Below are 6,991 nucleotides of genomic sequence, written 5' to 3'. Positions count from 1 at the left end.
CGGCAGACGGGCTGGGGGCGGGCGACGGGCGGGAGGCACGGCTCGACCCAGCAGGACGAGCGAGGGCCCGGTACGCAGCGCGTACCGGGCCCTCGGGCGTCAGGGGAGGATCACTCCCACTCGATCGTCCCCGGCGGCTTCGACGTGACGTCGAGCACGACCCGGTTGACATCGCGCACCTCGTTCGTGATGCGGTTCGAGATCTTCGCGAGCACGTCGTACGGCAGGCGCGTCCAGTCGGCGGTCATGGCGTCCTCGGACGAGACCGGACGGAGCACGATCGGGTGCCCGTAGGTGCGGCCGTCGCCCTGGACCCCGACCGACCGGACGTCGGCGAGCAGGACGACCGGGCACTGCCAGATCTCGTCGTCGAGGCCGGCCGCGGTCAGCTCGGCGCGGGCGATGGCGTCGGCGGCACGGAGGATCTCGAGCCGCTCCGCGGTCACTTCACCGACGATGCGGATGCCGAGGCCCGGGCCGGGGAACGGCTGGCGTCCGACGATGATCTCGGGGAGCCCGAGCTCGCGACCGACCGCGCGGACCTCGTCCTTGAACAGGGTGCGCAGCGGCTCGACGAGCTCGAACGTCATGTCGTCGGGCAGCCCGCCGACGTTGTGGTGCGACTTGATGTTCGCGGTGCCCGATCCGCCGCCGGACTCGACGACGTCCGGGTACAGGGTGCCCTGCACCAGGAACTTGACCTCGGCGTCGCCGTCGGACGCGCGCGCTTCGAGGACGAGCGCCTCCGCTGCGGCTTCGAACGTGCGGATGAACTCGCGCCCGATGATCTTGCGCTTCTGCTCCGGGTCGCTGACGCCGGCCAGGGCGTCGAGGAACTGCTCGCGGGCGTCGACCGTGACCAGGCGCACACCGGTGGAGGCGACGTAGTCCTCTTCGACCTGCTTGCGCTCGTCGGCGCGGAGGAGCCCGTGGTCGACGAAGACGCAGGTGAGCTGGTCGCCGACGGCCTTGTGCACGAGGGCCGCGGCGACGGCGGAGTCGACACCACCGGAGAGCCCCGCGATGACCCGCGCCGACCCGACCTGCTCGCTGATCCGAGAAACCTGCTCCTCGATCACGTTCGCGGAGTTCCAGTCGCCCGGGAGCCCGGCGGCACGGTGCAGGAAGTTCTCGAGCACGGCCTGGCCGAACGCGGAGTGCTTGACCTCCGGGTGCCACTGCACGCCGTAGAGCTTGCGCTCGTCGGAAGCGAACGCGGCGACCGGGGTGGACTCGCTCGAGGCGAGGACCTCGAAGCCCTCGGGTGCCTTCGACACGGCGTCCCCGTGGGACATCCACGTGGTCTGCGCTGTGGGCTGGCCGCCGAGCAGGACGCTGTCGGTGCCGCTGACGGTCACCGCGGTGGCACCGTACTCGCGGAGGCCGGTGTTGGCGACCTCACCGCCGAGCGACTTCGCCATGGCCTGGAAGCCGTAGCAGATGCCGAGCACGGGGATGCCGAGGTTCAGGATCTCGCCGTCCAGGGACGGTGCGCCGTCCTCGTAGACGGAGGACGGGCCTCCGGACAGGACGATCGCGGCCGGGTTCTTCGCCCGGATCTCGTCCGCCGTGACGGAGTGCGCGACGATCTCGCTGTAGACGTTGGCCTCGCGGACACGTCGTGCGATCAACTGCGCGTACTGCGCGCCGAAGTCGACGACGAGGACGGGACGCTGTTCGGTCTCGCTCACCGAGCGCTCTCCTTCTCCCGCGACTGCTGCGCGGTCAGCTCGTGGTAGGTGGTCATGGCGGCCTGCTGCATGCGGTGCTCGACCACGAACGACATGAACGGGATCACGCCGCCGAGTGCGATGAGCAGGAAGCGCGTCGGACGCCAGCGCATGATGCTCCACAGACGGAAGTCCGCGAACAGGTAGACGACGTACAGCCAGCCGTGTGCGATGAGGATCGCGATCGACAGGTTGAACGTGCCGGGCGCTTCACCGGCGGTGCCGTTCGGGACGAAGAACGCGCCGCCGCCGAGCTGCATCTCACGCTGGATCGGGGTGTACTTGATGACGACCTCGACGACCAGGGCGAGCAGGAGCACGCCGGTGACGTACGCGGAGATGCGGTAGAACCGCACGGCCCCCGGGATCTTAGGGATGTCGCGTGTCCGGACGGTCAGAGCCATGTGGTCGATCCTACCGGCGACCCGGCTCGGCCCGGGCGTCGTCCACCGGGACCGCGGGCTCGTCCACCGGCTCGACGTCGTCGTCCACAGGATCGGCGGCGGCGGCCTCGGCGGCCTCGCGGGCTTCGTCCTGCTCGCGCTCCCATGCGTCCTTCACGAAGCGGTACCAGAGGAAGACGGCGAACCCGGCGAACACGACCCACTCCACCGCGTAGAAGAGGTTGAGCCAGTCGAACTGGACCTCGCGCGTCGGTGCCCGGTCGGCGATGGTGCCGAGGTCGGCGGCGTCTGCGGTGGTCCGGTCGGCGACGACGTAGCCGCCGTACATCCGGTCGTCGAACGCCTTCCAGGTGTTCACGAACCGGGCAGGTGCCACGGCCGAGTACTCGTGCTGCTCGAAGGTGTCCTGGTCGGGCGACTCCGCCGGGTAGTACCGGCCGCGGATGGTCATCGTCGCGTCACCGGCCAGGCGGTCGCCACCGGCCACGGCGGCGGAACGCTGGTCGGACCAGCCGATCACGACCGGGAGGCTCGCACCCGTCGCGTCGTCGACCAGGTGCCCGACGGTCTGGAACTGGCCACCCCCGCTGCGGCCCGTCAGGACCGTCGTGTCACCGGCGACGAAGCGCCCGGAGACCGTGACCTTCTGCCCGGCGAGGGCGGACCCGACCGGTTTCTCCGGGGTGGTGACGTCGTCGAGGGTCTTCCGTGTCTCGGTCGACGCCGGCAGTGGCTTGCCGTTCTCGATGCTGCGCTCGAGCTGCCACTTGCCGAGTGCGGCGAACACGCCAGCGAGGATGATCGCCAGCAGCAGCAGCGCGATCCACCTCGGTCGTCGGGCAACGGCCCACATCTGAATCAGTACTCCGGATCACGTACGCGGGCCGGGCGTTCGGGACGCTCGGCGGGGACCTCGATCGACGACGTGCTCGCGCTCACGGGTTCCGGCGTGACCGGCTCCTCGCGCGACGGCGTCGTCTCCGGTGCACCATTGTCGCGCTCTTCCCTGCCCGCAGCCTCCACGAGGGCGATCTCCTCGGCGAACTTCGCGTCCCGCTCGGCCTTGCGTGCGGCCGCGGCCTGGGCGGCGGCGAGTTCGCGGCCACGGAGCTTCCGCACCCGACCCGGGCGGAGCACCAGTCGGCCGATGCGGTCGGAGTTCACGGCGAGCAGCGGTCCCAACACGGCCATCACCAGGACGTAGAGGCCCGCGAAGGCGGTGATCCGTTCCTCCAGTCCGGCGGCCGCCGACAGGGTCGCCAGGATGAGCGCGAACTCGCCCCGGTTCACCAGGATGACGGCGGTGTTGATGCCCTGCTGGACGCTGAAGCCGTTCATCCTGGCGACGAGCTGCCCGGCGACCGCGTTGAGCACGACGGTCATGCCGATGGCACCGGCGACGGGCCAGAGCACCTCGCCGAACGTCGACACGTCGAGGCCGAGCCCGAAGTTGACGAAGAAGAACGCCGCGAACACGTCGCGCATCGGCAGGGCCAGCTGCTCGATGCGGTCCCGGTAGCGGGTGGCCCCGCAGAGCAGTCCGATCACGAACGCGCCGATGGCGTCGGTCACCCCGAGCAGGTCCCCGATGCCGCCGAACATGACCGCGAGCCCGAAGAACAGGATCGTGAAGAGCTCGTCGTCGCGGGTCGCGAAGATCTTCGAGACCTGCTTGCCACCCCAGCGCGCCAGGCTGAACATCACGATCAGGAAGCCGAACGCCAGCCCGAGCTTGCCGATCACCGCCCACAGGTTGGTGTCGCCGGAGAGCACCACGGAGACGATCGCCAGGTAGACGGCGATGAAGACGTCCTCGATCACGGTGACGCCGAGGATCATCGGGGTCTCGTCGTTGGCCAGGCGCCGGAGCTCGATGAGCAGCTTCGTCACGATCGCGCTCGACGACGTCGCTGTCATGCCGGCGATGATCAGGGCTTCTCGGGTGCCCCAGCCGAGCGAGAACCCGAACGCGAAGCCGACGCCCATGTTGATCGCGACGTAGGTGCCGCCGGAAACCAGGAGCTTGCCGGCGTTGCCGTAGAACTCCTCTTGATCGAACTCCAACCCGAGGTTGAAGAGCAGCAGGATGAGGCCGAACGTCGCGATCAGCTCGATCGTGTGCGACTCGACGCTCAGGCCGATCCACGGGGTGTGCGGGCTCGCGATGAGCCCGACCACCATGTAGACCGGGATCGCCGGCAGACCGATGGTCTTGCCGAGCCGCCCGAGGACGTAGGCGATGAGGAACAGGCCGCCGATGGTCAGCAGCTCACCACCCAGGTGCATCCCCTAGCTCCGGGGCGGCGCCTCGGCAGCGGCCGCTGCCAACTGACCGCTGCGGTAGAAGGAGAACGCCTTCGCGACCTTCTCCGGCGCACCCGCGACGACGATCGTGTCCCCGGGGAACACGACGAAGTCCGACGAGGGGGCCGGGTTGGCGCTGTCGCCACGCACGACCGCGACGACGGTCAGGCCGATGAAGCCCGAGTCGTGCAGGTCGCCGAGGGGCTTGCCCGCGATGGCGTCGTCGTAGTCGACGCTGAACCAGTCGATGGAGAGGCCCGGGATCTCGTCGAGCTTGTCGAGGCCCTCGGTGATCCGGGTGCCGCCGAGGAGTTCGGCGAGGGTGTGCGCTTCGTCCTCACTGAGGCGGAGCGAGACCTTCTCGGACTTGTCCGCGCCGTCGGCGACGTCCGCGAACGAGATGAGGTCGGAGTGACCCGACCGGTGCGTGATGACACCACACTTGCCACCGTCGTCGGTGTAGAAGCTGTGCAGCACGCCGACGCCGGGGAGTTTGACGCGATGGACGTCGACCATGATGGCTCCCTTTCCCAGGACTCCCATGCTAACCACCGGCAGGGCCTGTCCATTCCGTCGTCCACAGGTCGTCCGGACGGACGGGAGGCCCGTGGCGGTGTCGCCACGGGCCTCCCGTCGGAACCGGGGACAGCTGAGGTCAGCTGGGCTCGGTCGTCTTCTCGCCGACGACCTGCTCGTCGTCCGCCGTGGCGCCCTCGGCGCCGCTCGAGCGGCCCCCGCCGACGACGACGTCGTCCTCCTCGAAGCCGAACGCGATGTCGGGAGCCTCGAGCCGGACGCGGTCGGCGGACTCGTCGTCGGGCTGGAGCTGCGACTGGCGCTCCGCCGCGACGCGCTTGAGGTAGTTCGACACCTCGTTCTCGGTCGTCTCCTGGTCCCAGCCGAGCACCCCGGCCATGAGCCGCGCGGCGACGGGCGCTGCGGACTCGCCACGGTCCCACGCCTCGATCGAGATGCGGGTGCGGCGGGCCAGGACGTCCTCCAGGTGCAGGGCGCCCTCGTGCGAGGCCGCGTACACGACCTCGGCACCGATGTAGTCGTCAGCCCCGGGCAGCGCCTCGGCCAACGAGGGGTCGTCCTCGACGAGCTGCAGGACCTCGGTCGCGAGCGTGCCGTACCGGTTCAGCAGGTGCTCGATGCGGACCTTGTGCACGCCGTACGTCTTCGCGGTGCGTGCCCGCTTGTTCCAGGCGGCGGGGTAGCCCTCCGCGCCGAGGAGCGGGATGTCCTGCGTCGTCGACTCCGGGATCTTGCCGTCCATCGCGGCGGAGGCCTCGTCGATGGCGTCCTTGCCCATCACGCGGTAGGTGGTCCACTTGCCGCCGGCGACGACCACGAGACCCGGGGCGGTGTGCGCGACGACGTGCTCGCGGCTGAGCTTCGACGTCGCCTCGGACTCCCCCGCCAGCAGCGGCCGGAGTCCGGCGTAGACGCCTTCGACGTCCTCGCGGGTGAGCGGGACGGCCAGCACCTCGTTGACGTGCTCGAGGATGTAGTCGATGTCCGCCGCGGTCGCTGCGGGGTGCGCCTTGTCGAGGTACCAGTCGGTGTCGGTCGTGCCGATCAGCCAGTGCCGACCCCACGGGATCACGAACAGGACGCTCTTCTCGGTGCGGAGGATCATTCCCGAGTTCGACTGGAACCGGTCGCGCGGGACGACGAGGTGCACGCCCTTCGACGCGCGGACCTTGAACTGCCCACGGGTGCCGACCATCGCCTGGGTGTCGTCGGTCCAGACGCCGGTCGCGTTGACGACCTGCTTCGCCTTGATGTCGAAGTGCTCACCGGTCTGGATGTCGTGCGCATGGGCACCGACGACCCGCTCACCGACCTTGATGAAGCCCTCGATCCGGACCCGGGAGGCAGCGTGCGCACCGTACGAGGCCGCCGTGCGGACGAGCGCGGCGACGTAGCGCGCGTCGTCGACCTGGGCGTCGTAGTAGGTCATGCCGCCGACGAAGGCGTCCTTCTTCAGGGACGGCATCGAGCGGAGCACCTGCGTCCGGGTGAGGTGCCGGTGGTGGGGCACCCCGGGCGGACGGCCACCGGACCAGCTGAACACGTCGTACATCGCCATGCCGATCCCGATGTAGAAGCGCTCCCACACCCGGTGGTTGAGCGGGTAGAGGAAGCGCACCGGCTTCACCAGGTGCGGGGCGATGCGCTGCAGCAGCAGACCGCGTTCGATGAGGGCCTCGCGGACCAGGGTGAAGTTGAGCTGCTCGAGGTAGCGGATGCCGCCGTGGACGAGCTTGGACGACCGGCTCGACGTGCCCGAGCCCCAGTCGCGGGCCTCCACGATCCCGACCGACAGGCCGCGCGTGACGGCGTCGAGCGCTGCGCCACCACCGACGATGCCGCCGCCGACGACCAGGACGTCGAGTTCGGTGGACTTCAGCGTCTCGATGGCGGCGTCGCGTTCATCGGGGCCGAGCTTCGTCGCGGGGTCGAACCCCGCCGTGCTGGATGCTCCGCGGGGTGCCTTCTCGCCCGTGACCGTGCTTGTCATGCTCGCCTCCGTCGCCGATCGGCACC

Annotated in this window: 6 protein-coding genes; all 6 read right to left on the bottom strand. The window is 69.7% G+C overall.

Features of this window, described 5'->3' with window-relative positions:
• Positions 1–110: 110 nt before the first annotated feature.
• Positions 111–1,691: a glutamine-hydrolyzing GMP synthase gene (gene guaA, locus DEJ33_RS02395; protein WP_111194210.1), complete on the bottom strand. Its 1,581-nt coding sequence runs from the start codon at positions 1,689–1,691 to the stop codon at positions 111–113.
• Complete coding sequence (locus tag DEJ33_RS02390; RefSeq protein WP_110903507.1) at positions 1,688–2,134, bottom strand: DUF3817 domain-containing protein; 447 nt, start codon at positions 2,132–2,134, stop codon at positions 1,688–1,690. The genes guaA and DEJ33_RS02390 overlap by 4 nt, the downstream gene beginning before the upstream one ends.
• 10 nt (positions 2,135–2,144) lie before the next feature.
• On the bottom strand, positions 2,145–2,987 hold the full coding sequence (locus DEJ33_RS02385) for an SURF1 family cytochrome oxidase biogenesis protein (protein ID WP_111194209.1): 843 nt from the start codon (positions 2,985–2,987) through the stop codon (positions 2,145–2,147).
• Positions 2,988–2,992: 5 nt separating this feature from the next.
• A complete protein-coding gene (locus DEJ33_RS02380) occupies positions 2,993–4,420 on the bottom strand; it encodes a cation:proton antiporter (protein WP_110903509.1) in 1,428 nt (475 codons plus the stop codon).
• A gap of 3 nt (positions 4,421–4,423) precedes the next feature.
• The gene (locus DEJ33_RS02375; RefSeq protein ID WP_110903510.1) at positions 4,424–4,954 is read right to left on the bottom strand and encodes a cation:proton antiporter regulatory subunit; all 531 of its coding nucleotides are present in this window, start codon (positions 4,952–4,954) and stop codon (positions 4,424–4,426) included.
• 139 nt (positions 4,955–5,093) lie between these two features.
• Positions 5,094–6,965, bottom strand: coding sequence for a glycerol-3-phosphate dehydrogenase/oxidase (locus DEJ33_RS02370; protein ID WP_258374797.1), 1,872 nt, complete (start codon positions 6,963–6,965; stop codon positions 5,094–5,096).
• Positions 6,966–6,991: the final 26 nt, after the last annotated feature.

This window comes from Curtobacterium sp. MCPF17_047 (genome assembly GCF_003234045.1).
GTDB lineage: Bacteria > Actinomycetota > Actinomycetes > Actinomycetales > Microbacteriaceae > Curtobacterium.
Note: the sequence above shows the minus strand (reverse complement) of the source record. Positions and strands in the feature narration are given on the sequence as shown.

What these genes read in the sequence shown, in the direction of transcription:
- DEJ33_RS02390 (WP_110903507.1), bottom strand. Translation starts at nt 2,134, where the DNA reads ATGGCTCTGACCGTCCGGACACGCGACATCCCTAAGATCCCGGGGGCC.
- DEJ33_RS02385 (WP_111194209.1), bottom strand. Translation starts at nt 2,987, where the DNA reads ATGTGGGCCGTTGCCCGACGACCGAGGTGGATCGCGCTGCTGCTGCTG.
- DEJ33_RS02380 (WP_110903509.1), bottom strand. Translation starts at nt 4,420, where the DNA reads ATGCACCTGGGTGGTGAGCTGCTGACCATCGGCGGCCTGTTCCTCATC.
- DEJ33_RS02375 (WP_110903510.1), bottom strand. Translation starts at nt 4,954, where the DNA reads ATGGTCGACGTCCATCGCGTCAAACTCCCCGGCGTCGGCGTGCTGCAC.
- DEJ33_RS02370 (WP_258374797.1), bottom strand. Translation starts at nt 6,965, where the DNA reads ATGACAAGCACGGTCACGGGCGAGAAGGCACCCCGCGGAGCATCCAGC.